This is a genomic window from Bacillus sp. ISL-45, assembly GCF_018613195.1.
In the GTDB taxonomy this organism is placed as follows: domain Bacteria; phylum Bacillota; class Bacilli; order Bacillales; family Cytobacillaceae; genus Mesobacillus.
This window is the reverse complement of sequence record NZ_JAGGQQ010000016.1, coordinates 67,290-92,003: the sequence shown is the minus strand read 5'-3', so window position 1 is coordinate 92,003 and position 24,714 is coordinate 67,290. Positions and strand designations below refer to the sequence as shown.

Here is a 24,714-nt window from a genome sequence, read left to right as displayed (position 1 = left end):
TCGGCCCTGTTGGCCCTGTCGCTCCGGTTGCTCCAGTTGCTCCGGTCGCTCCAGTTGCTCCGGTCGGCCCTGTTGGCCCAGTCGGTCCGGTTGCTCCGGTCGCTCCAGTTGCTCCGGTCGGCCCTGTTGGCCCAGTCGGTCCTGTCGCTCCGGTTGCTCCGGTTGGACCTGTTGGTGCGGTTGGTCCTGTTGGTCCGGTCGCTCCGGTTGCTCCTGTCGGCCCAGTTGCTCCAGTCGCTCCCGTTGGTCCCGTTGGTCCTGTTGGCCCTGTTGGCCCAGTCGGTCCCGGTGCTCCTCCACCAATTGGAACTTGTTGTTTTTGAAGCAGCTTAATTGTAAACTTGACGAGCATCTTTTCCACGATGTTCCTAAAGGTTCCTTCAAATATTGCTCCCTCTTGTAGAGGCACCCTGTCTGTTGCTTCATCGTACTCAACAATACTGCTGGAGACCAAATCACAGTATGGAAGTTCATTATAGTGTTGGATACTGGATTGATGATATTGTGAAAGGTCGCTCGTTAGCAGCTCATCTTTTTCAGGAAAGCCTTCCGATAAAGGTTCAGTGACCAAGAAATCAAATTCCCTGCGCTGGTTTAACCGAACCTCTACTGGACGAGTTATGAACTCCCTAATTGTAGTGGCACACTCAAATGGCACTTTCACGGTAAAAGATCGGATATTTGAGTCTATACACTTCCCCTTCCATCCCGTTGGTGCAGCTGCGTATCTGATATTTTTTTCTACATATCCTTTAATGAATAGCTGATTGGTTGGAACCAGAAGGCGACATTGAACAAGGACTACTCGTTTTTTTATATCCTTGATTTCCAGTACATCTTCCGGGAATGTAATATCAGCTTTAACCGAGGTACTTACTTCAATTTCAGCTAAGACTACAGGTACCTTGCTTATCCTTGCATCAAAATTCACGTCTGGTGCTACGTTTCTGTTTGAACAATTACTAATATTTGCCAGAAAATCCTTATTGTGATTCTCTTTATCTCTCAATAATCTCACTCCCTTTTTTTGTATTGAGAACACAATATCTTATGGATATTTCTATACAGAGGATTGGACTATTTATATAAAAGACTGAATCGTCGGGGAAAATCCACATATGCCTTCTTTGAATACAAAAAAGCCTCATCCAAAAAGGATAAGGCTTTACTATTTATGCAAGTACAACTCTTACAACAGCTTTAAACTGTGCTGAGTTTATGTGGCTGCACTGGGGTGTTACAGTAATGTCATTTATTGCTGGCAATTGGGACAGAAGTAAGTTTTCCGTGAAGAGATTTCTTTTTTTAAAATGGAAGTATTGCAGCGAGAACATTCTTTTCCTTCTCTGTCATAAACATAAAATTGGTAGCCTCCTGTTTTTCCATCTCCTTTATATAGCGGATTTTCCATATAACCACCTTGTTCAATTCCTCGCTTAAGGATAAACTGAATCGAATGATATAGCCGTGATAATTGTTGATCGTCAAGATCATTGATTTTTTTATCAGGACGAATCTCTGCATGCCAAAGAATCTCATCAGAATACCCATTCCCTATTCCAGCCAGCACTTCTTGATTGATTAATGTTGTTTTAATTGTTCCTCTTCTTTTTTGCATTAGTCGATGAAAGGCGTTCAATGTAAAATCAGGATCAAGCACTTCAGGTCCCAGTTTTCCAAACTCTTCCTGGACCTCTTCACGTGATAAAAGATGGAGGTAGCCCAATCGCAGTCCAATGAAAAATAAATGTTGTTCCCCGAATGATAGCTTTACTTGAATTGTCCTGTTTGGCCTATTTTCCTCTTTGCCAAAAAACATCCATCCGCCAAGCATTAGGTGCAATAATAAACATTTTCCGTCCTGCAATTGAAAAATTAAATATTTCGCTCTTCTGGTAACCGTTTTTATGGCTTGATTTGAAACTTGCGCAGTAAACCTGTCAACTGGTACGTTAATAGACTTTTCCCGCCCAATCTCAACACCCGAAATCTTTTGCCCGCCGATCAATGACCCCAGTAAAGTTTTATATGTTTCCATCTCTGGCAATTCAGGCATCATTTTGTCCCCCAATTTTACAATTTATTTTTACAGTATTTCCTACTGTGGAATTATTATAAATTCTTAGTTCTGCGTAAAAGATAGCTCCGAGTATTAAAAATCCCCCGAACATTAGTCCGAGGGTAAATAAAACAATATATTTTGCTGAATTAACAGCAATAGTCATAAGGATGCAACGGGGGGCAAGCTGGGTAAATCCATTTGGCTTCATAGGGAGAAGCCTTCCAGTGCCATGCACCTAACGCAGCGGCACATGCATCGATAGAATGGCTTTCTGCTTCTATTTCAATAGGTAGTTGTGTAAGCCCCTGCTCCACAAGGCAATTTCGAATATAACTTCTAGCTGATTGTTCTTGTTTGTAAGCCAACACATATTCAATATTTTGTTTGGACAGTCTCGATCCAATCACTGCCCCTGGATGGACTTCTACTAGAGAAATGGAATACGCGGCGTTTAAATTCTCTATTTCTCTACTAAGTTTTATTCCTCTTAATGTTAAGTACACCATTCTATTTAAGGTTGGCGGCATGATTGACCCGGATTTCATCCCTAAATTCACAATAAACTTTCTTAGTTCCCGGTCACTCTTTCTATCTCCTCCACCGTCTTCATAAGATAAAGGTGCATCAATTCCGATAACTAACTCATCCAATTGACTTTGCTCAAAAACCTCTCGCAATATGTCCTGATCACTTAAATTATTTGCCCACTTAATAAGTTGCAGATGTCTTCCCTCTTGTTTAAAAATAGCGAGAACCGTATCCTTATGATTTCTTGGCCCTGATAAATCGATTCCGATTACTCTCATATAACCTCCCTCACTTCCATATTACAGGCTGTATAAACAATTCCCGATTTAGCTTAATGAACATTCAGCAAGGTTATTCACGTATTCAATTTGATTACATGTATATTTACACTAGAATACTTTTAAAAGTTCTTCAAAACTCTTAACCTTCTTATCATATTCACTTACTTGGCCAAATCCATATTCAGCATAAATAAAGGGAATATTAGCAAATCTGGCTGCTTCTAAATCACCTTGTGTGTCACCCACATAGACTGGATTTAATAAGTTATTTCTCTGAATAACCAAATTAATATTTTCACCTTTTGACAGACCGGTTCTACCTGGGTTTTCGAAGTCTAAAAAATACTTATCAAGCCTATGAGACTTGTAAAAAGCTTCTATGTAACCATCTTGACAGTTACTGACGATGTATAGTTTGTATATTTGAGAAAGTTCCTTTAGAACATTCTCTACATTGTAAAAAAGAACCCCTCCATTCTTTTCTAAGATAGATTGTTCTGCTTCGCAACAATCTATTATTAATTTTTGACGTTCTTTATCATTTAAGGCAGGAAAGAGTTTCTTACTTATTTCATTCATCTGTAAACCCATCGTACCTTCAAAATCTTTCCGGGTTAATTCACTATTTATGAGATTACTTTTTCTTATAACGTTATTCCAAGCACTAAGTACAGTGTCTATCGGATCCCAGATGGTTCCATCTAAATCAAAAATGATACTATCCAATTCATTTCACTCCCGTTCAACTAATTTTTTGCAACTTACTTTTTCTTCTCTTGCCATTTCAAGTTTTCATATTTGCTAACTCTAGGTCCAGAATAATATATCTATAACGCTGTATTGCGTAATAAAAGTGGTCTAAAAAAGTCCACTTGCCTACTAAGCTCTTATTAGATCTAATGATCATATGGCAAAGTATAATTATTCTAATAGGATTATAGATGTTTGCATTTTGCAGCTTTTTCACACTCTATTAACAAGGCAGTTATAGCATCCTGGTTTAGCGTTAAGGATGTGAATATATTCTACTTCTTTGTTATCAAAAATTTCATCTATATTTTCTCTCAAATTCACACCTTCTGTAACCCTTGCTTCTACAATCATTGAGTCAGTATTGTAGCCGCGTACAGAAAGATACCTATGATGTAACATATCCGGAATTTCATTTACATCTAGCTTTGCGGTAGTTGCTCCCTTTCGTATAAATATAGGCCCACTTGCTTTATAAGGCGAATTAACACAATGATATTGGTAATTCAGTAAGATTACCTCTTCTCCTACCTCTGCATCCTTCAAACTTACCCTGCAGGGATATCCAGGCTTTTTATTTGCTATCATTTTGACTGCCCCGATACTTTTTAATCCTCCTTCATTCATTAAAAATAGGTTATTAAATTCCTTCTCTTGTAACGCAACGATTTGAAAGTTATTTCTCATATTCTATCCCCCTTTAATTTTAAAGCTTATTTAGTTGTTATGAAGCATTTCTTGAAATAACTATCTTACAGACTCTTCAATCTGTATTCTTTTGGGGTTAAACCAGTTCTCTCTTTAAAAATTTTGTAAAAGTTAGACATGCTTTTAACCCCTGCTTTTAGTGCAACTTCAGTAATTTCTATGTCTGTATGTGTCAAGAGCCTGGCTGCTTCTTCCATTCTTAACTCAATAATATATTCAGATATGGTCATACCATAATAATGTTTAAATAATCTTGCTAGATGATTATTGCTCACACCAAGTTTCTGGGCTATTTCTTTACGGTTAAGAGGCTTATTATAACTGTTAATAATTATTTCTTTTGCCCTTTCTATTAATTCTTTATTAGGTTCATAAGTTGTTTCATTTAGATCAGGCCTACACATTTTGCATGGCCTAAATCCATCTTTTAGCGCATCCTCTATATTATCAAAGAAAATGGTGTTCTTTTCCAAAGGTGTCTTGGCCTTACAGGAAGGTCTGCAAAAGATCCCCGTTGTTATGACTGCATAATAAAACAACCCATCATAATAATTATTACAGGTACTAACTGCTTTCCATTTTTCTTCATTTTTAATAGACCTTCACCTCTCTATCTTCGCTTCTATAGTTATTATATATTTCCTTGTTCTAAAATTTCTTCCTGTATTTCACCAACATATTCTCTCTCGAGTAACCTTCCTCTTCTAACTATGTATTTTTTAAAAATTCTATCGCAAATATTTTCTCCAAAACAAAATTCCCCCAAACCAACGGTCTGAGGGAACATAAAACACACTTTAATTTTTAATTAAAAGCTTAAAACCTTTGATACCAAGCTATTTTAACTCTATCAACGCAACACACTCGACGTGTGTTTTGATAGAATGGTGATACTGAAACGCGTAAATATTGATTTTGCGTAAAGATGTTCCCCCTATTTTAAGGGGGCTCAAACATTTTTATAGCTCATATTTAATAACTCAAATCTTACGACTCACATTATTCACATTATTGATAGGTAAAACCATACGCTTATTCATTAACTCCATTTTTAATTCGAAAAAGTCACAAGATTATCTTGAAGGCTTAAATATCATATTTTTTCTTCTACTCATCTACAACTGCCACAAATACTCGTTGTTTATTATTTTCGGTAGGAATATAAAGAATTTCTATTTCTTTATTTGGTAGTTCAACGACTTTATCAATTATTTTATCAATTCCATCTGTCTCCTTGTTTTTATTCAAACCTTTTTTTAATTCGCTCAAGTTTTTGTTTTCTAACTCAACTTTTTCTTTTACTTTATTAACACCTCTTATATTTTTATAAGTATCAACGTAATTGAAGGCATTTTCAATTATAAACGGAATGGCCCGACCGTAATAATTATTACTATCATTTAATTTCTCTCTTGATTTTTCTAATTTTTTCTCTTTATCAACCAATTCGTCACTACTCTGCTGCTGTCTCATTGAATAGATCTTCTCAACTTCTAAATCAATATTAAGATAAAAACTTTTAGTATAATTTTGTTTTAATTGCCTTATAAGTCCATTAACAAATTCTATTTGATCACCATTCTTCATTCTTTTTCCAATCTCAATTACTTCTGCAACCAAAGACAATTTATTAGCCTCAAAAGCAATCTTAATTGTTAAATCAAGTTCCTCTTCCTCGATTCGTCTTTTTAAACGATTTTTATATTCTTCATGAATTTCATCAGCAGTTTTTTTATAGTTCCTAATAGCAGATAAATCAGTAGTATCAACAAATTCTCTATTTGCAATTTCAGACAAACCCTTTTTAGCTGCAATCAAACGACCAATGCTTGTATCATGATGGATATTTAGAAGTTTTTCTAATTTCGCATCAATATCTCTAATTTGATTATTAATTTTATGTAAATAATATGTCCCTGAAACAACTGACATCCCTTGCATTCCTGCTGAAAGAATTACTGCTGGATTTACTGAAGCACTTAATCCAATTTTTGCAAAACCAGCGTGCTCTACTAAATGCCCCGACGCGTCTCGCACCATGGTCGTTGTAGTTCCATTTGCAAATTTAGACAATTGGGAGGGATTTGCAGTGGCAGTAAACAAGCCATTAGGTGCTTGTTTTGCAATTTGAGCTAAAGTCATTCCTTGATTAGCAACTTGCAATGCCGTCTGTGAAACGTTACCCGTCATCAATGACAAGTCAGATGAAAAGACTTCCTTGTATTTATTCTTTACTTCCAATTTATCATCAGTTACTTTTTCCAAAGAAAGCTCATCACCTATAGAATTAGAGACAACAATTTTATTGATTTTATTTGAGTTATTTAACATATTATCTTCAGACATTTAAACTATCTCCTCGGTCTTTTCATTAGATATCATAAACTTAACCCCTCTAATTCAAAGATTAATTTCTGTAGATTTTTTCTTTCAATTCTTCTATTGTATAAGGCTTATCCCCAACTTTGGAGTGAAGAGCTAAATGGCAGTTTGGACATACTGGACGTAGATCAATTATTGGATCCACCTCATATTCCTCATTAACTTCAGATAGTGCTCTCAGATGATGAACATGAATTTTCCCTTCAAATTCGTCCCCATAAAACTTAGCAAAATCAAATCCACAAACTGAACAGTGACAACCATAATGGTCTATACATTGTTGTCTTGCTTTGTAATTTCTTTCATATGAATTAACCAAAACCTGCTTCTTTGCTCCTTCTTTAAGCTTAGGAGATTCTTGTGCCGGCAATTCTTCTGCCATAAGAGTCATTTGCTTTCTTTTTATCAGACTATCAATTTCAGGCCAATATGAAACATTAATTTCCTGTTTCGACTGTGAAAATCTAGTTAGACTACTGTCAATCTTATTTAGTTCTGCTATCGTAATAGGTTGAAAGATTCTGACCGTGTTTATATCAAATTTATAAGCTCCATAATATTGTCCCTCAATTGGACTATCATACTTTTCAATGTTCTGGAGATTTGCCGATGCAATAATCAAATTATCAAATTGAAAGAGTACTAGACAACCCTCAGTTGCATTCATTCCGGTTTTTCTAAAGTAATACAGGCCTTCTCGATTATCAATAAGGTTACCTAAGAAATAGTTCTTTTGAACATCCTCTATGCTCATTTCAGGAAATTCTTCTCTACTATTCATGGGTAATATCCTTATAGATGGCGGCGAATCATTTTTCGAAGTCGGCCTTGGCAAATCAATATTAATATGTAAATAATCTGCAAGCTTATACCATTCGGTACATTCTCTAATTTTTTTCAGTTCTTCAGAAAACACCTCTTTAGGGGTTAGCTTCTTTGCTTCAGGAAAATACTCTGTGCAAAGTTTATAAAAACCTGCACCTGCCTCATTTACTCCTTTAGTTACAACCTTTGCTGATAGAAAAGGTAACCCAAGCTGAAAACACAGTTCCGAAACAACTCCAATATTCCTTGGAACCTGCCGATGGTGAATTGGTGGTGAGACTCTGTCTCCCAACTCCTTATACTCCACAATAGGCTCCCTTTTCTTCACAGTAATTAATAGTTGTTCTGCAAGTTTTATTTGATCTGTAGTAAGTGTAATCATTTCGACACCTCCCGTTAAAGACTTTACTCCATTCTTTTCTTTGTTAGGTCTCTAGCATCTGAAATAGTATCGCATGTAAGTAATGTATCTAAATGACACCACACTCGACCACTTGGATAAATCTTTCCCGTCTTGACTTCTTTTGACGGCTTGATTGCAGGACCTAGGGAATAAATAAAGTGTGGTTCCCATTCCCTATCCGGCATTTCAGGTATATTATTGTGTGGGTTAGTTGAAACATCATATTCTTCTATATGGTGGATTGATTGGAGCTTTCCAACGTACCTGAATGCTATGTAATTTGGTGGTTCTTTTGGCCAGCCACTACCACCCATTGGATGAAAATATTTATTCTTTTTCTTCACTATACCAATCCAGGTCAATGAGCAATCATCTGGCTTACCAGAACCAAGTGATACAACATATACTTCATTTGAATTTTGATTTTGCATTGTCACTAACCCCCTTAAATAAACCTGCAACTCCTTTAGTAGCTTTTTTTCTGAATTGGAAGAAGATGAATAGGCAGCTGCAGTAAAATCATGAACATCTTTCCACGATACATGCTTAATTGGAATACCATTCGCATCTTTTATTTCTAAATTATGATACGCATACTCTCTCGAACATTCTGAAAGGGTTACAATCACCTTGTTCTTTGCATAACTCTTTTTAAAAGATTCGCGATTCGCGTACTTAAGTAACTGCCCCTTTGAAGGAAGGACCCATCCCCGCTTAGCTTCGACTATTATGAAAAAATCTTTATCATCTCTAATCTCAATATCCGTAATGCCAGAACCTTTGTCATATTCCTGTACACATATCTCAACGTTCTCCTTGTTGAAACCAACTACTCCACAAACATCCTTTATAAAAATTTCAAGCATAGAGCCACATTTACTTAATACCCAGGCAGTACTATGACTAATATCATTCTCTTTGTAGCCCATTAACTGAAAAATGCTATTAACATCTCTCCCGTGTAATTTAAAACTTGGCAAAAGTCTCGCCTCCAGTGATTTAATATAATATTCTAGCTAATCACCCATTTTATTTATTCCGATTGCAAGTAAGGCAATGTCTTAGAAAGATATTCCTGCCAATAATCTTCATCACCATTTAATTCATGGAGCCAGTAATACATCATCAGTATCTCAAATTCCTGTTTTCTTCCTTTTGTATATGACTTTTTCGGCATTTTCCTATAAAGAGAATCTAAATTAAACAAATTGCTTTTTTGCTTATAATCATAATCGTATTTCCTATAATTAGTAGTACTCTTTTTCCTATGAGAAGCTGGCCATAAATTGTCATTGTCCCAGAAGTAATTCACCCACTGGAAGGAAAATTCATGCAGATTAACCTGGTACTTTGTCCACGTTTTTTGTATCCATTCATTTATTTCAGCTGAAATGAAAACACTCTCACTTTGCATTCCCCTCTGACTCATTACCCTGTGATAATCCTTAATAAATAAAAACAACATCTCTGTTTGATCCTTTATATAAGGATGCTTTTTAATCAACTTCGAATAAGAGTCATAGGATACCGACCTAAATTCTTTATCAGAGCTGTATAGAAAAAAGAACTCATCTTCCTTTAAAATATTTCCAATGTTCTTGTGTATCTGCTTACCATACTCAGAATAAATACCTGTTAACCAGTCAATTATTTCTGGATCGTATTCCTTCAGTTGCTGTTGATATTTAGTTAATTTCTCGTCTTTTAGTGCGGTTTTTTCTTCAGCCTCTGTAATATTTAAGTAATTATTAAAGTATTCAAAGATGTAATTAACGCACAGTCTCATGTTTTCATTTCGTTCATCTATATTAAATTCATCTATCTTATCTTCTCTTTTTCTCCTTGCAACATATTCTTCAATTGTAAGCAATCCTAACACCTCATTTTAATATGTAGGTATACTATTTTATTTTAACAGTTTTTTGGTATATGTAGGAAATTAGTATGAGTATTTATGATAAAATCAAACTATATACATTTTATTGGGGGCTTATAGATGATTGAGGCTATTACTATAGAAGCGTTTGCAGAATTATCGTCTAATAATAGAGAATCATACATATTGGATAGAGCACAGTTAGAAGATTTCTGGCTTATTGGACGTGTAAGAAATCCTTTTGAAGAAAAACCATTTTTCTTTATAGAACAATTGATCAACCCGTATACAGGAGTAGTTTTGGAGTCTCAAATTTTTAGTGATTTTAGTCGTCCACTATCTATTTTTTGCCGAACAAAGGGAAAGGCAACACACTATGAAGATGGTATATTAGTTGCTGCAAAGGTTACACTCACTGAATTTGATAATGAGGTAAAAAAAGGGAATATATTTAATACCAGCTATAATGATGTCTACCAAATTGAAGATACTGATGAAATCTTTGATTTAATCGGAATGAACAAAGAGGACTTAGGTATTATCGCTTTAGCAAAGCCATCCCTGTATAAAGACGGAGAAAGCCGATTTGTTGATGTTGCAGCGGATATCATAAAAGCTAAAATTGAAAATGATATAGAAAATCTCAATAAAAAATTTGAAGAAAATAATCAACAGCTTTCATATATGGAGAGGCAAGAAGACCTTTTAGAAAAAACAAAACTAAATCTCAATTCACTTCAAGAAAAACTTAGAAAACTAGGTTTTGTATTAGATGAGCAATCTGGAGTACAAACTGAAAAGATAAATGAAACATTTCTAGAGACACCAGCATCAACTTCGGAATTACTTAAAGGTATCCAAGGACAACTTAGTGCTCGTGGCTATCATTATGAAGAAAAAACATTACGTCAGCTATTACTAGCACTAATGACAGAGCAAATGATTATCTTGTCTGGACCCTCAGGCACTGGAAAGACAACAATTGTAAAGCAGCTGGCGTCGATTATTAATGCAAAGTATGAAATAATTCCGGTTCAGCCAAGCTGGACTGATAAACAAGATTTACTTGGCTTTTATAATCCTATTAGAAAACTATATGTACCTTCTGCATTTTTAGATTGTCTTATCGAAGCGAAGCAAAATGAGGATAAGCTATACTTTATTTGTTTAGATGAAATGAACCTTGCACAGATCGAATACTATTTAGCTGATGTACTTAGTATAAGGGAATTAGAAGATGGAAAGCTTCGTTTATATAGTGATTTTGAATACGAACAAAATATGAATGAAATAAGATGGTTCATTCAAAGAATGTCTCAAGAAGAAACACTAGAAATTGAGGAAGCCTTAAGAAAGATTCAAATGGATTCGTTAGCACATTATGAGATGGTTACTAGATTTGAAAATTTGAAACGATACGCGCCGATTCTTAATATTCCTCAAAATGTTCGTATTATAGGAACAATGAATGTGGATGGTGCTGTACAAGCTCTAAGCCCAAAAGTAATTGATCGTAGCTTTGTCATCCCACTTTATCGTCAGGATAGTGAAAAAGTAGCATCAGTTTCAAAAATTGGACAGTACGATATTTCTGCCCAGTACTTTACAACCAATACAACAGAAACACCAAGAATCTCTAATCAATTACGTGAAGCAGTAAAGGATATACAACAAGAACTTAAAAACTGGCATATCGAATATAATGAACGTGTAGAAAGACATATTTTATTGTACTACGTAGCTGCGAAAAACCTAGGAATTTCTACTAAGCAACTAGCGGATGATATTACAATAATGAAACTTTTACCTAGGATTCATGAAATGGTAGATGATGAACAGCTAATTACAAGATTAATAGAAGTAGTTGAGCGTCATGTAAAAGATGAATTATTAAGTAAGAGAAAACTCAAAAAAATGCAGCAAAGATTTGAACAAACTGGCTTATACTCATATTGGAGTTGATAAGGCATGTATGTAGAGTTATTCATGATCAAGGTGAGGTATGACCATAGCGTAAAACCAAACCAAAAACTACTGCCGATAAAATCTATAGATATTGGCGATAAAATTGCAAGAAAAAATAAAGAAGAGTGGGTTATTCCAAACCATTATCGCAGCCAAAATGAAAATTTCATGCGACAAATTGGTGTTCGCTTCGTTGATAAGGATAACAATGTTGAAAAAGTTTCTATTATTTCACCCGACGAAAAATCTAGTCATAATTTTGTTTATCATTCCGACAAGAACATTTGGTTTGAACCAACGCTTTTTTCAAATAAGAAGCGCAAGAGCTATTATCTTTATGAAGAATCTAGTATTTTAACTGGACTAACAAATGCAGGAACAGCGAAGTTAAGCTGTACAGCAAATGGTCAACCTAACAATTTTGCCGCCATCCACTTTGTTCCATCCTCCTTACCAATTGAGGATTATGAAGAGATAATCGCCGATCTATACAGAATCCGGGAGGATTTTGTACGAGATGACCGAAATGTTGCCAAAGTTGCAATTAGTTCAAATAAAGTTGTGATGGAACTGCAGGAACAATTAAAAAAACTAACAACTGCAATTAAACAGATTAATGCTAACCCACATACAGTACTAGAATTGCATACGACGAAGAAAAAGCCGCAGAGTCACGGACGCTTTGACCTTCGTATGGAAATTGAACAATATATGAATCCTGGAAAACCAAATTATCGAAGTCGATCTCTCAAACCTATGGTCGCTACGTATGAGAATAAGCTAATAAAACAACTATTAGAAGATTTAATTCGATATGCAGCTGCAATGGGTTCAAATGAAATTACAACAAAGTCTCTATTACGTAATGTAATAAATGAGCGTGAAATGCATTTCCGTAAAAGTGATTTAGAAATTCAAAGATTACTTGGTTCTGTTGATAAGATAGAAGATATAAATACATACAACAGGATACATAGTAAGTTAACACAGGATATGCAACGATACTTAGATGAAGAAAGCAGTATTCGCGAGAATATCAAAGATATAGCAAACTTTACAGCAAATCCAAATACAGTACGTGATACCCAATATGTTGAACTAACACTTGAGATGAATGGCATATTTACGAATAGTAATCACTATTATCATCATCAATCCGTTCATGGAATGAGAGCACAATTAAAGTATGATAGACGTGAACATCAATTAACGATCAGAAACTATGCTATCGAGACTCCTTTTGGCCGAATACCACAGGTTCCAAATAGCCATTTTGGTACAATCCAACTTGGTAGTAATCATGTACGGTCCCAAATCAGATTTTATAAGGCTTTCTGTGAAGAAGCACAAATACAATCAGAGCATCGACCTAGAACCATTAATATTGGTGGATTTGTGCGACCACAACCTAATGGTGTTGATGCTGTCGCCACTCCAAGACTTGATAATTTTTATGATTATACATTTGACTTTGTGCATATTTCTAGCATTCACGTAAACGGTAACGAAATACTTGTTCCGGAAGATAGAGTTTCTCTCCTAGATTTTTTAGATAACGAATTACCGGTTATGATGCATGGTGCAGACCAAAGTGAAGAAGCGTTTATGCGTTTAAAGCAACTTGAGAAACTCCAGGCACTTACCAAATTTAAAGAAGAAATTCATAGTGCTGCTGCGGAGTTTGATGAGTTACGAGAAACTGCACAGAGTTTATTGATGTTACCTTTATTTTCAACACTTAATTTAAATGAACGACTCCCAATAAGACCAACTCAAGTATTCTTGCATAATCCAACCTACCGTGTAGCATGGCAAGCAGTCAAACGGATTAAGCATGAGCTTTCCGCATCATTATATGTAGAACAGCATCAACGACAGATTAGTACAGGAAAAGTAGAGCATATTTTCGAAGTTTGGACTCTTTATAAAATTTTATACCTACTAACTAAGGAAATAGGCTGGAGGTTAGATGGTTATAAAGATGTGACTGCCTGCTTAGATGACTACTTACTCGTTGGAAATCAAAAAGGGCTTCAAAATTTCTCTGTTACACTCTATTGGCAGCATTGGCAAGTTGAACTCTATTATGAGCCAAAAATAGATTTACCTTTTAGCCAATACCTTACACCAGACTTCGTTCTGAAATTTAAAAAGGATAATAGATCTTTGGGGATTGTTGTTTTAGATGCAAAATATCGAAATTATAATTCACAGGGAACGGAACAGTGGGTAGAGGATATTATTGATATTGCAATTAATAAATACGGAAACATGCAACCGATTGATTCAAAGTGGCAAGCTCCAATTTTGTCATCTGGTATTATACATTCTGATATAGCAATTTCCGAAAACGCTGAAGATAAGTATAACCCATACCATGTCATGTATAATGAATCGCTTTTTAACACTAATTTAAGTAACGAGAAGGCACATAAGTACGGTTCTATTTATATGATACCTTCTAAAACCTATGTTTTTAAAAATTGGTTCCGATTAATTATGGAATACCATCTCGGTGAGCATAAAGTATGTTGGAATTGTGGAGAGGCTGAAGAAGTACATGAGCGTCAACTTCTAACTCAAGGTGGGTACCCAAAATACTATTATACATGCAAAAAATGTAATGAATTCTGGGTGAAGGTACACTGCCGCTCTAATCGTCATAAACTTGTAAAGCACATGAATAACTACCATCTACAAGTAGAAAGTCGTAGAAAATGGTACGTTATATGTCCAAGTTGCGGAGATGGCCGACCAACACAAGCAACTCCCCAACTAATAACAACTTTATTGGAACCACCACCAGAAGTCATCAATTTTGATGATGATCTACCATGGTAATCTGAAAAGATTGCATAATAACAATTAGTTCAAAGGCTTGGATATTATTCCAAGCCTTTTTATTCAATTTGGCACTCAACTTCTGTACCATCTAGCAAAGTCACAATAATTTTTTCTCCGTTAAACACCGTTATTTTTTCAATGAGTTTAAAGTATAAATCTATGTCAAACTCTGATAATGGAATAGCTTCCCTAAAAAGTTCATTAAACTGTTCTTTTTTATATTTTTGAAGGAGATCGTGGCTATCTTGCTGGCTCCACTTATTTATAAAGTGTTCCTTGTTTTCTAAAATGGCGTTAAATACATCTATAAATGCCTGGTATAAAGTTCTATCATCAATATGTTTATTCCCACAACTCTTTTCACCTTTAATGGTATATTTTTTGTTGCATCTCCATATTTTTCTTCGAAGCGTTTCGTTTGTAGAGTTCCAAACCTTCCTTCCAAATGGGCTGCCACAATGGCCACATATAACTCTTCCTGCAAAAGGATTCTCAACCGTAGCATAATCAACTTTTACAATCCCATGTTTCTCTGCAAAGGCCCGCCTTTTCTCCATCTCTAGCTGTACCGCTTCCCACATATCTTTTGGTATGATTGCAGGATGACTTTCTTCAACATAGTATCTTGGAATTTGTCCGGTATTTTGTACTCTCTTTTTCGTCAGGAAGTCGACCGTATAAGTCTTCTGAAGAAGAGCATCCCCTTTATACTTCTCATTGCTAAGCATCTTTCTTATGCTGCCTTCATACCATTTGGCTTTGCCGTTCCAGTTTGGAATATTCTCTTCCTCCAGTTCTCTTGCTATCCTATTTGGCCCTTTCCCATCCAGATAGTCTTTATAAATCCTTCTAACTATCTTAGCTTGATTCTCATTAATGATAAGGTTGCCATCCTCGTCCTTGTCATAACCAAGGAATTTGATATGATTCACTGCTACCTTCCCTTGTTCAAACCGTCGCCTGATTCCCCAGGTAGAGTTCTCCGAAATAGATCTACTTTCATCTTGTGCAAGGCTTGAAAGGATACTTAACAAAACCTCACCCTTGGCATCTAACGTATTAATGTTTTCTTTCTCAAAAATAATACCAATCCCTAGATCCTTTAGCTGCCTTACAAAATTCAAGCAGTCTAGAGTATTTCTTGCAAAGCGCGATATAGATTTGGTTATAATCATGTCAATTTTTCGATTCTTACAGTCTTTAATCATTTTATTAAACTGTTCACGCTTCTTCGTGTTGGTTCCTGAAATTCCTTCATCTGCATATATCCCTGCAAGTTCATAATCCGGGTGGTTGGTAATGTAAGTTGTATAATATTCTACCTGGGCCTCATAACTTGATAACTGTTCTAATTGGTCTGTCGATACTCTGCAATAGGCTGCCATTCTCTTTTTCTGTGGCTCTAACTGTTCTGAGTTGTTCGGAATGGTTGCCATTGCTGGAATAACTGTAATGTTTCTTGCCATCCTTTATAACCTCCTTCACAATAGTTTCTTCTTTTATATTGAGCCTTCCAACAACCTCGCCATCAATCGATGTTCCTGAACACGCATTCTTTCCATTTTTAATATAATTGCTGCATTGCCATACAATTTTTCTACATGGAAGTTTGCTATTCCAAGTTCGCCTTTTTAACGTTGAACCACACTTTCCACAGAACAACTTTCCTGTTAGGGGATATCTTTTTTGGTACTTTGTTGGATCTCCCACGTTCCCCTTAGCTTCAGCCCTAGACTTCATCTCTTTCTGAACTTCATCCCACATTTTTTCTGAAATAATCGGTGGATGGTTTTCTTCAATGTAATAGCTATCCACTTTACCATTATTTCGAACGGTCCCTCTCCTTAAATGGTCTGGGGTATAGTATTTCTGCAATATTGCGGCTCCTTTATATTTTTCGTTTTTAAGAATATTCAAGATTGTACTTTCCTGCCATGTCCCACCTGCCACTGTAGGAATGTAAGCTGCATTTAATTCTTTAGCTATCGTAAAGGCCCCTTTCCCCTTTAGATAATTCTCAAAAATCCTCCTTACTATCTCTGCCTCGTTTTCATTTATTATCAGTTCTCCATGTTCGTTCTTATCATAGCCGAGGAACCTATTTGTGTTTATCATTAGTTCCCCTCGTTCAAACTTTTTCTTTATTGCCCATTTGGTATTCTCACTTATATTTTTACTTTCTTCCTGGGCAAAAGAAGAGAGGACGGTAAGCATTAACTCTCCGTCCCCCGATAATGTATTGATATTCTCTTTTTCAAACCTTATTTCCACACATATATTTTTAAGTTCTCTAACAGTTTTTAGCATCACTGTTGTATTTCTTGCAAACCTCGAAATGGATTTAGTAATAATGAGGTCTATTTCACCTTGATTTGCGAGTTCTAACATTCTCTTAAACTCCGGGCGGTTTTCAGTAGTACCGCTAATTCCTCGATCTGCAAACACCCCTACGAATTCATATTCTGGGTTTGTCCCAATCAGCCTTTCATAATAACTAATTTGGTTGTCTAACGACTCACCTTGTTTCTCATGGTCAGTTGAAACTCGAGCATATGCACATACTCTTTTCTTCGATTCTTTCTGTACAGTTGGTTCTATGATTCTAACCCGCATTTTAGACCTCCTTTCTATCAATTTGGTACTAACATATATCACTCTGAAGGCCTAAATAGTCAAGTTAATAGAGCCATTATTCATACTTAACAAACCCGTCAAAGCCCGCTACTTTCAGCTTCTTAACCATCGATTCTGCCTTATCTTTTTCTGAAAATGCACCTACCTGCACTCGGTAGTATTTTGGTGTATTAGAAGATTTTCTAGTTTCACTAGTTAAACTGTGAATAATTTTGACGGCATCTTCACTAATCCAACTCATGATCCCAGCAGATTCTTTGCCATTGTTTTTATCTATAGTTTTTCCTAGTAGAACACAAGTCTTTCCACCTTTAATAACTGGTTTTCCATTTGAATCAATCTGGGTCACTTTGTGATACGAACCTGTTTTGACCCAAGAAGGAATGGTTGCTCCACCGGGGAAATACTTAGTTACCGAAGATTTAACTTCTACCACATCCCCAACCTTAATGCTAGTCGATGATTCTGGACCAGCATTTGTATCATTTAATGCTGACCTAACCGCAGCACGAAAAGTATCCATACTCTCACCATGTTTAGGTAACCAGTGCATCACATCAGAGTGATTACTCGCAATCCCCTTCTTGTGTCCTTCTGAATGACAAATGATATCTCGTTCAGTGAGATTATAGGTTTTACACAACTGAACACAAAGCTCTACAGTATTGTTCCAGGCTTTTCTAAAATAGACCTCATTCTTTTTGGTATCATAGCCAACCATTGTAGATCCACTACCATAAGAAAAGCCACCAGGTTCACAAATTTCAATTCCAATATGCGTGTTATTGGCTCTGCCACCGGAATGCCATCCTCGGTGATTCCATGGTAGATACTGCCACACTTCTTTATGATCAACAAAGGCATGAACACAAACCTGCCTGCTTGTTTCACCCGCTTGGTATGATTTATTCCAGCGACTAAACCAATCTGCAGCCATCACACCGGGTGTCGCTGTGGAATGAATCATTATCCCTTGGGGTGAAATCTTTCTTCCTGCTTTATAACAATCGTTTTTTGTCATGAATCTAGTATTTAGTTTCATCTTTACCATCTCCCTTTTTTCCTTTCAGCTGAGCTAGTATATCCTTTAGTTTTTCAGGAACAGGCAACCCAATTCTTGAAGCATTTTCGATAATGCTGATCCCTTCATTTGAGAGATAGAAAAAGATAACCGCTGTGCGAATAGCACTACCGTCACCAATAATCTGGCTATCTATAATATGAGCAACTCCTACTAAGAAGAAAATAAGTACCTTCTTAAAAATACCTTTTGCTCCAATTTCACTAGAAAGGCGCTTTTCTATAATCGCACTCATAAGGCCGGTAATATAATCAATTACTACGAAAGCAATAAGTGCATACAAAAATCCATCAAAGCCACCAAGAGCCCACCCGAACCAACCACCAACTGTTGCAACTACTACTTGCATATATGTCCACAACTCTTTCATTCTCCAATTCCCTCCCGACTATCTAACTTCGTATCTATTAAAAAAAGAACCCGACAAGGTTCTTGAGTTTTCCATTCTAATACTGCGCATAATAAACATAACCACTTGCCTTCACATAAAAGCCATCCCCAGAAATATAAATAGCACCGCCAAATGTGTCATAGGTTGAAGTAGTAAATCCCGGTTGCTCCACACCTTCCCATGTCAGGCCGTCTACTGACACATAAAGCATACTCTCGTTAAAGAGAGCATATTTTCCCCAGTCTGCCATCCTTCAATACTTCCTGCTACATTTCGTAAGTCATTCACGATATCAAGCATTAGTTTGGTTTTGCTCATGGTTTAATCTTCCCTCCTAATGTATCCGCCGTCTTCCTCCTGGCCAGTGTTAGACGTACTTAAAATTTCGTAAGACTTTTGACTTACATCTATAAATATAAAAAATTTTATATTTTCACGACCAACTCACTGAGTTGGCTCTTATTGCTTATATACAGGGTTTTTCCGAATTTGAGCATAAAAAAAGAACCCCTTCCGGGGTTCAAAACCAACTCACGAGTTAACGAGTTTTCAATTTTTTATTTCACTACCTAATTCCTGGATACCACAATGCTCTAGAACACCATTAAACTCATTAAGAGAAAGTCCTGGCATCATCTCCATTATACGAATATAGGTCTTGTCGGGGTCATTATAATAGTCGAGTTTATTCTTTGACTTACAAAACAATTTTTCAGTTATTCTAAAACTTAATTTCATACCTACACAAATTGCAATCAAAACACTAGTAGTCATGTTGTTATGCTTGTTATTTTTAATTTTTCCATGATAATTTTTATTTAATCCAGTTTGCTCATTAAACTGTTCTGGATAATTCCATTTTCTGTTCTGCATTAAAAACCATAAACACTCACAAAGAGATCTAGTCGGATCTCCTATCATCTTCATAAGTTCAATTTCTTCTTGTTCGTCATAAGAAGCTAATTGTTTATAAAATGCTTTATAAGCCTCTTCCGGTTCATATTTTAAAGAAGACTGATATTTGGGGTGAAATGTAAGGAGCCTGCTATCAACTCCTTCAATCCTTCTAAGTGCCGCATAACCAAGCAAATCTTTGTCAGTATTTGTATATGTAGTGAACTTTTGCTCCCGAATATTTATAACACATTTCGCAAGATTCTTTTTTGCCTTAGCGGTTAAATGAAGAAATCCATCTTTTTGTATTACATACTGGTTATCAGCAAGCACAAAGTACCCGTCAGCAAATACAAATCGTCCCTCACTTATCCATCGTTTAAGAACTGAATCTTCATCAATAATCTTTAGTGCTTCTACTGGAGTTAATTTGACAAAGTCTTTCTCGCTATTGATTTCTTCATAGACATCTTCATAGTCTACAAACTCTGAAATTGTATCTTTAAGACCAACCTCAATCAATCTATATTTTACTGATAACCGTGACGTTATAAAGAAGCTACTTAAATCATCAATTAAATCGTCACAGGATAAAATAGCGTTCTCTCCAGCCATTTTATATTGCTGAATAAATTCTAGCGCTTTCTTTTTAAAGCTATTTTTTGGCATCAGGACCCTTGGTGCTATTCTATGTGCCTGCCATTCCAGCCACCTTACTTCATTTTCCTTTGAGTTCTTTCCTTCAGATGGTGTAAAGAAAGTCTCGGATTGACGGCATAAAATAGGGTATAGCTTTTCAGATGCATTTTTATTTTTCATCTCAAGGATTTCAAAATATCTCTTATCTTTTTCCCAATGCAGTGCCTCATGAATTAGTGTATTTCTTTTCGAGCCTTCACCATAGACAGCTTCAGAGAAGGGATCGATTAATACAGTTCCGGCATTAAAGGCAGTTGATGTATATTGTCTTGTTTCCCGGTTATAAACATCTATATGTGCATCAAGTAGCAAACAGCAACCAAAAACGTCCAAATTACTAGATAGGGAAACTTCTTGTACTGTGAGTCCCATTTCCTGAAGTATCTCATCGACTGGAAGAGGCATTGGATTAACCAATGCCTCTTTACAATATTTATTTAGAAATTTAGTTGCATAGTCATCAAGTCTGTTTTTACCAAGAATCAAAGCACCTGATTTTCTATTTATATCAAAAATATCACTTGTTGTTATTTTGCTTTTCATTCTCTACCCTTCTCCTTTTTCCATATAATCTAAAGGCATCTCTGCTAATAGCTTTCTTGCCTCTTTCCAAGTAGGGTAGAACTCCTCAACAAGTGCATGGAATCTATGAGTGTGATTCTTTTCTATCAAGTGTACCAGTTCATGAATAACTACATACTCAAGGCATTCAACTGGCTTTTTAGCAAGTTGCAAATTAATCCATATTCTTTTCTTATCAATATTACAAGTGCCCCACTTTGTCCTCATGTTCTTAATTTTGTATTCATTAGCATGTAGATTTGTCTTTGACTCGCACCTTGAAATAACACCATTCAAGACTCGTTTAAGTTCTTCTCTGTACCAATCGTTAAAAGCACTCTCCCTAGATTCTTTAGTTGATCTTTCGGGTGCAGTTAAAATAATTTTATTTGGTAGTTTTTTAATCTCATATTTGTTTCCTTCATAAACGACTTGCAAACGATAGGGCTTTCCCCATAAATAATGTGATTCGCCAGAAACATATTCACGTTCAGTTTGACGTGGTTGTGACAGCATCCTATCTCTCACCTTGGTGATCTCTGGCATTTTCTTTAAAACAAAAAGCCTTATTTCTTCATCAGGATAATCACTAGGAGTGCTGACGGTTACATTACCTTCTGGAGGATTAACTCTTATATAAAGATTTTTAAGGTTTTTCTTTTTGATAATTTCTATTGGCATACCACCAATTATTGCTTCATTACTCATCGTATTCTACCTGCCTTCCAACTATATCAAAGACGGCATTGGTTTTTTCAGTTGCTTCGTCTTCGTCATAACCATTTACCAATAGATTTTGATATATAGCAAGTCTAATATTTTGTTGTTTTTGGAAATTCCTCTTCCAATCAGGGCGTATTGCATGACGGATAGCACTGTCAATATTTACAGCCAGTTTTTCATCTCTATCAAAGTAATCAAAGAAAGCTCTTCTGGCTTCGCTATTTTTAACAGCATCAGGATATCCAGAATTTTCTTCCGGATGTAAAATCGCCTGTGCTAATTCTACAACTTGACGCAGGTACTCCTCATAACTCATAGCCTCAATCCGTCTTTGGTCAATAATTACTTGTAGCATTTCCGATAGCTTACCATAGTAGACCTTATTTGAAGACATCTTCTTGACGATTTCATGTTGCAAGTTATTTTCAATGGTCTCAGCCTTAGCGTTATCATTTCCTGGAAGTTCTTTCACCAATGCATCTATTGGCGTTGTAGTTGTGTTGTCTAGTAGTAACTCAACCAATGACATGTTGCCAAGTTCACTTACTATTTTAGAATCATCGGCACGGATGTAAGTATCAAGGATATAACGCATATCAGCTTCGTAAGGCTTTAGGTCGATATAATCACAGCTTGCAAGTTTAACCATTTCCTTTATTTTATTATATCCAGCAATATTACTTCTAAGCTGTTTCACTTGATTGTCTGAATAACCATAGTCGCTCACAAGTTTATCACAACAATTCGCAAAGGAACGAGTCAGAGAGGCAGTTAAAGTGTAAAATATATCTCTACGACCTATATTCTCATCATCCTCGCTATTTTCACCACAGAAATATTCAATATAATCTGTATCCTCTTTTGGTGCATTTACATTTTCAAGCAAATCCTTAAGCGATGCAATTGCACCTACCATTTCAGATTTCGCCTCATCATAACGATTTTTAATAAGTCCTTCAACATCTTCTTTATCAAAGTTATCAAACGCCTCAGTTGTATAATCAGCAACCGCAAGCTGCACATTACGGAATAAGTCCATATAATCTACGATATAACCATAGTCTTTATCCTCGCCATCTGGTCTATTCACTCTACATATTGCTTGGAACAAGTCATGGTCTCGCATGGATTTATCGATGTATAAGTATGTCGCACTTGGAGCATCGAAACCTGTCAAAAGTTTATCCACCACAATAAGAAGTTTCATTTTGGCAGGGGTTTTTTTGAATTGCTCCTTTACTTCTTTTTCGAACTGAGACAGTTTTTCACCTCTAAGCATACGCTCATAAATAGACTTCTTGTACTCTTCTTCGCCTTCTTGATTTAAGTCGCTTGTAGCAGTTCTAACACTTGCATCAGAAGCATCATACGAAGTAACAATTGCACATCTATTAAAGCCGTTACTCGTAAAAATATCCCAGTATCTGCAAGCCTCGTAAATACTATTTGCAACAAGCATAGCTGTTCCACGGTCGTTTTTAAGACGTGGTTTTAAGTTCATATCGAAGATGATATCGCCAGCAATCTTTTCAAGTCTTTGTCTTGAACTGTACAACTTATTGATAGAAGTCCAACTTTGCTTTAGTTTTGTCTTCGCTCTATCCGTTAAGCCTGTGGTCTTATTATCGAACCATATATCAACCTTTTTATTATTGCTTAAATCTTGGTCAACATCTCTTGCCTCATAACGCAAGTCAAGAACCACTCCATCCTCAACGCCCTCATTAAATTTATAGGTATGGATATATGGACCAAAAGTTTCAATACTAGTAGATTTATCTTTTTTCAAAAGTGGTGTACCTGTAAAACCGATAAGTAACGCTTCTGGCATTAGCACCTTAACAGCCTCGTGCAACTTTCCAGAATTTGTGCGGTGACATTCGTCGATAAAAGCAATAATGTTTCCTTTTGCTTTAAAATCAGCAGGCAAATTTTTTAATAATTCTTTACGGTACTGATCCACATCAGATTGTTTACCTGCATTATGTCCATACTTATGAATCAAAGAGCATATGATAGAATCTTCATTTTTATTTAGTAAATCCCTTAAATCGGATGTACTCTTTGCTCTTTTTACTTTCTCGTTAACATCAATAAACAAGCTCTCTATTTGGTCATCAAGTTCGTCACGGTCTGTAATAATGACTACACGGCTATCTGCTACATTTTCAATAATCCACTTGGTAAGCCAGACCATAATTAGGGACTTGCCTGAACCTTGGGTGTTCCAGATAATACCGCCTTCATCTGAAAGAATCCTTTTTCTAGCTGCGATATTGGCGAAGTATTGATTATGCCTAGCTACCTTCTTCACACCTGCATCAAAGATAATGAAGTCGTGTATCAACGACAAAAAGCGTTCTTTTTGGCAAAGAGAAACGATTGCATCTCTTAGCTTGTTTTTTTCTTTAGATTGAATATTTTTGACTGTAGCAGATAGATTGTCTGTCGCTTTTAAGTCTTCTTTCCACTTTAGATAATACTTCTCAGAAGTTTCGATTGTCCCATACTTGAGGCCCTCTGCTTCGTTACCAGCAAAAAGTAACTGAGCAGTGCTAAAGAAACTTTGAATATACTCTTTCTTTTGGTTAGTAAGGTTTTGACGGATGCCCTCGCCAATGCTTACGCATGAACGCTTTAATTCAAACACACCCAGAGCGATGCCGTTTATATATAGCACTACATCGGGGCGTTTTCTTGTCACATGATCAAAGCAACGAACGCTTACTTCTTCAGCAACATAAAAATCATTATTTTCTACATTCTCCCAATCAATATAATGCACCGTTTGACGATTTCTATTTTCATCTTTGACACCTTGCTTGCCATAACGAAGAAGAGAATAAACTTCATTATTAATTTGATAAAGCCTGTCTACCTGATTGCTTGCTTTTGAAACAAGTTCAGTTACCGCCTTTGAAATTTGGTCTTTTTTGTACCCACGCTTTTCAAGATTCTTCTTTAGCAAATCCTCTTTAATTGGTGTGTTGTCTTGGTCTTCAAGATTGCCAAGATATGTGTAACCTAATCCACCATCTTTCTCTTCATCTATTAGCCAGTGGACAACCTTATTTTGTAACTTTTTTTCTAAATCAACAGACATAAAC

At 36.0% G+C, this 24,714-nt stretch carries 20 protein-coding genes; 2 read left to right on the top strand and 18 right to left on the bottom strand.

What is annotated here, in order from left to right:
• From J7E35_RS23355 to J7E35_RS18740, 10 genes are all read right to left on the bottom strand, one after another.
• Window positions 1–1,009: CsxC family protein (locus J7E35_RS23355; protein ID WP_251041084.1), on the bottom strand; the 1,009-nt coding region annotated here is incomplete at its 3' end.
• Between the two features lie 243 nt (window positions 1,010–1,252).
• Entirely contained in the window at window positions 1,253–2,056 is an 804-nt protein-coding gene (mutM, locus tag J7E35_RS18780; protein ID WP_214782452.1) for a bifunctional DNA-formamidopyrimidine glycosylase/DNA-(apurinic or apyrimidinic site) lyase, read from the bottom strand.
• A gap of 152 nt (window positions 2,057–2,208) precedes the next feature.
• On the bottom strand, window positions 2,209–2,868 hold the full coding sequence (locus J7E35_RS18775; RefSeq protein WP_214782446.1) for a DUF429 domain-containing protein: 660 nt from the start codon (window positions 2,866–2,868) through the stop codon (window positions 2,209–2,211).
• A 111-nt stretch (window positions 2,869–2,979) separates the two neighbouring features.
• Window positions 2,980–3,597 carry an HAD family hydrolase gene (locus tag J7E35_RS18770; protein WP_214782444.1) on the bottom strand — a complete coding sequence of 206 codons (618 nt, stop codon included), beginning with the start codon at window positions 3,595–3,597 and terminating at the stop codon, window positions 2,980–2,982.
• 237 nt (window positions 3,598–3,834) lie between these two features.
• Window positions 3,835–4,308: a DUF1203 domain-containing protein gene (locus tag J7E35_RS18765; RefSeq protein WP_214782441.1), complete on the bottom strand. Its 474-nt coding sequence runs from the start codon at window positions 4,306–4,308 to the stop codon at window positions 3,835–3,837.
• A gap of 65 nt (window positions 4,309–4,373) precedes the next feature.
• Window positions 4,374–4,925, bottom strand: a complete 552-nt coding sequence (locus J7E35_RS18760; protein WP_353050015.1) for a bifunctional transcriptional activator/DNA repair enzyme AdaA — start codon at window positions 4,923–4,925, stop codon at window positions 4,374–4,376.
• 511 nt (window positions 4,926–5,436) lie between these two features.
• Window positions 5,437–6,675, bottom strand: a complete 1,239-nt coding sequence (locus tag J7E35_RS18755) for a hypothetical protein (RefSeq protein ID WP_214782438.1) — start codon at window positions 6,673–6,675, stop codon at window positions 5,437–5,439.
• Window positions 6,676–6,736: 61 nt separating this feature from the next.
• Complete coding sequence (locus tag J7E35_RS23350) at window positions 6,737–7,918, bottom strand: HNH endonuclease (protein WP_251041082.1); 1,182 nt, start codon at window positions 7,916–7,918, stop codon at window positions 6,737–6,739.
• Between the two features lie 23 nt (window positions 7,919–7,941).
• Window positions 7,942–8,919 (bottom strand): PDDEXK-like family protein, encoded by a 978-nt coding sequence (locus J7E35_RS18745; RefSeq protein ID WP_214782436.1) that lies wholly within the window; start codon window positions 8,917–8,919, stop codon window positions 7,942–7,944.
• 53 nt (window positions 8,920–8,972) lie between these two features.
• Window positions 8,973–9,818 carry a hypothetical protein gene (locus tag J7E35_RS18740; RefSeq protein WP_353050381.1) on the bottom strand — a complete coding sequence of 282 codons (846 nt, stop codon included), beginning with the start codon at window positions 9,816–9,818 and terminating at the stop codon, window positions 8,973–8,975.
• Between the two features lie 117 nt (window positions 9,819–9,935).
• On the opposite strand from J7E35_RS18740, the gene J7E35_RS18735 reads away from it, so the two are divergent.
• Window positions 9,936–11,777: an AAA family ATPase gene (locus tag J7E35_RS18735; protein WP_214782432.1), complete on the top strand. Its 1,842-nt coding sequence runs from the start codon at window positions 9,936–9,938 to the stop codon at window positions 11,775–11,777.
• 6 nt (window positions 11,778–11,783) lie between these two features.
• Window positions 11,784–14,621, top strand: a complete 2,838-nt coding sequence (locus J7E35_RS18730; RefSeq protein ID WP_214782430.1) for a nuclease domain-containing protein — start codon at window positions 11,784–11,786, stop codon at window positions 14,619–14,621.
• A gap of 59 nt (window positions 14,622–14,680) precedes the next feature.
• Here J7E35_RS18730 and J7E35_RS18725 read toward each other — a convergent pair whose 3' ends face one another.
• The 8 genes from J7E35_RS18725 to J7E35_RS18690 all read right to left on the bottom strand — a co-directional run bounded on the left by J7E35_RS18725 (window position 14,681) and on the right by J7E35_RS18690 (window position 24,710).
• The gene (locus J7E35_RS18725) at window positions 14,681–16,009 is read right to left on the bottom strand and encodes a recombinase family protein (protein WP_214782448.1); all 1,329 of its coding nucleotides are present in this window, start codon (window positions 16,007–16,009) and stop codon (window positions 14,681–14,683) included.
• Window positions 15,954–17,237 (bottom strand): recombinase family protein, encoded by a 1,284-nt coding sequence (locus J7E35_RS18720; protein WP_214782428.1) that lies wholly within the window; start codon window positions 17,235–17,237, stop codon window positions 15,954–15,956. The genes J7E35_RS18725 and J7E35_RS18720 overlap by 56 nt, the downstream gene beginning before the upstream one ends.
• A gap of 76 nt (window positions 17,238–17,313) precedes the next feature.
• Complete coding sequence (locus J7E35_RS18715; protein WP_214782425.1) at window positions 17,314–18,300, bottom strand: N-acetylmuramoyl-L-alanine amidase; 987 nt, start codon at window positions 18,298–18,300, stop codon at window positions 17,314–17,316.
• Window positions 18,284–18,709, bottom strand: coding sequence for a phage holin family protein (locus J7E35_RS18710; protein ID WP_214782422.1), 426 nt, complete (start codon window positions 18,707–18,709; stop codon window positions 18,284–18,286). The genes J7E35_RS18715 and J7E35_RS18710 overlap by 17 nt, the downstream gene beginning before the upstream one ends.
• A gap of 76 nt (window positions 18,710–18,785) precedes the next feature.
• Window positions 18,786–18,980 carry a hypothetical protein gene (locus tag J7E35_RS18705; RefSeq protein WP_214782417.1) on the bottom strand — a complete coding sequence of 65 codons (195 nt, stop codon included), beginning with the start codon at window positions 18,978–18,980 and terminating at the stop codon, window positions 18,786–18,788.
• Between the two features lie 299 nt (window positions 18,981–19,279).
• Window positions 19,280–20,866: an ImmA/IrrE family metallo-endopeptidase gene (locus J7E35_RS18700; RefSeq protein WP_214782414.1), complete on the bottom strand. Its 1,587-nt coding sequence runs from the start codon at window positions 20,864–20,866 to the stop codon at window positions 19,280–19,282.
• A gap of 3 nt (window positions 20,867–20,869) precedes the next feature.
• Window positions 20,870–21,592 (bottom strand): M48 family metallopeptidase, encoded by a 723-nt coding sequence (locus J7E35_RS18695; protein WP_214782411.1) that lies wholly within the window; start codon window positions 21,590–21,592, stop codon window positions 20,870–20,872.
• On the bottom strand, window positions 21,585–24,710 hold the full coding sequence (locus tag J7E35_RS18690) for a type I restriction endonuclease subunit R (protein WP_214782407.1): 3,126 nt from the start codon (window positions 24,708–24,710) through the stop codon (window positions 21,585–21,587). Before J7E35_RS18690 ends, J7E35_RS18695 begins: the two co-directional genes overlap by 8 nt.
• Window positions 24,711–24,714: the final 4 nt, after the last annotated feature.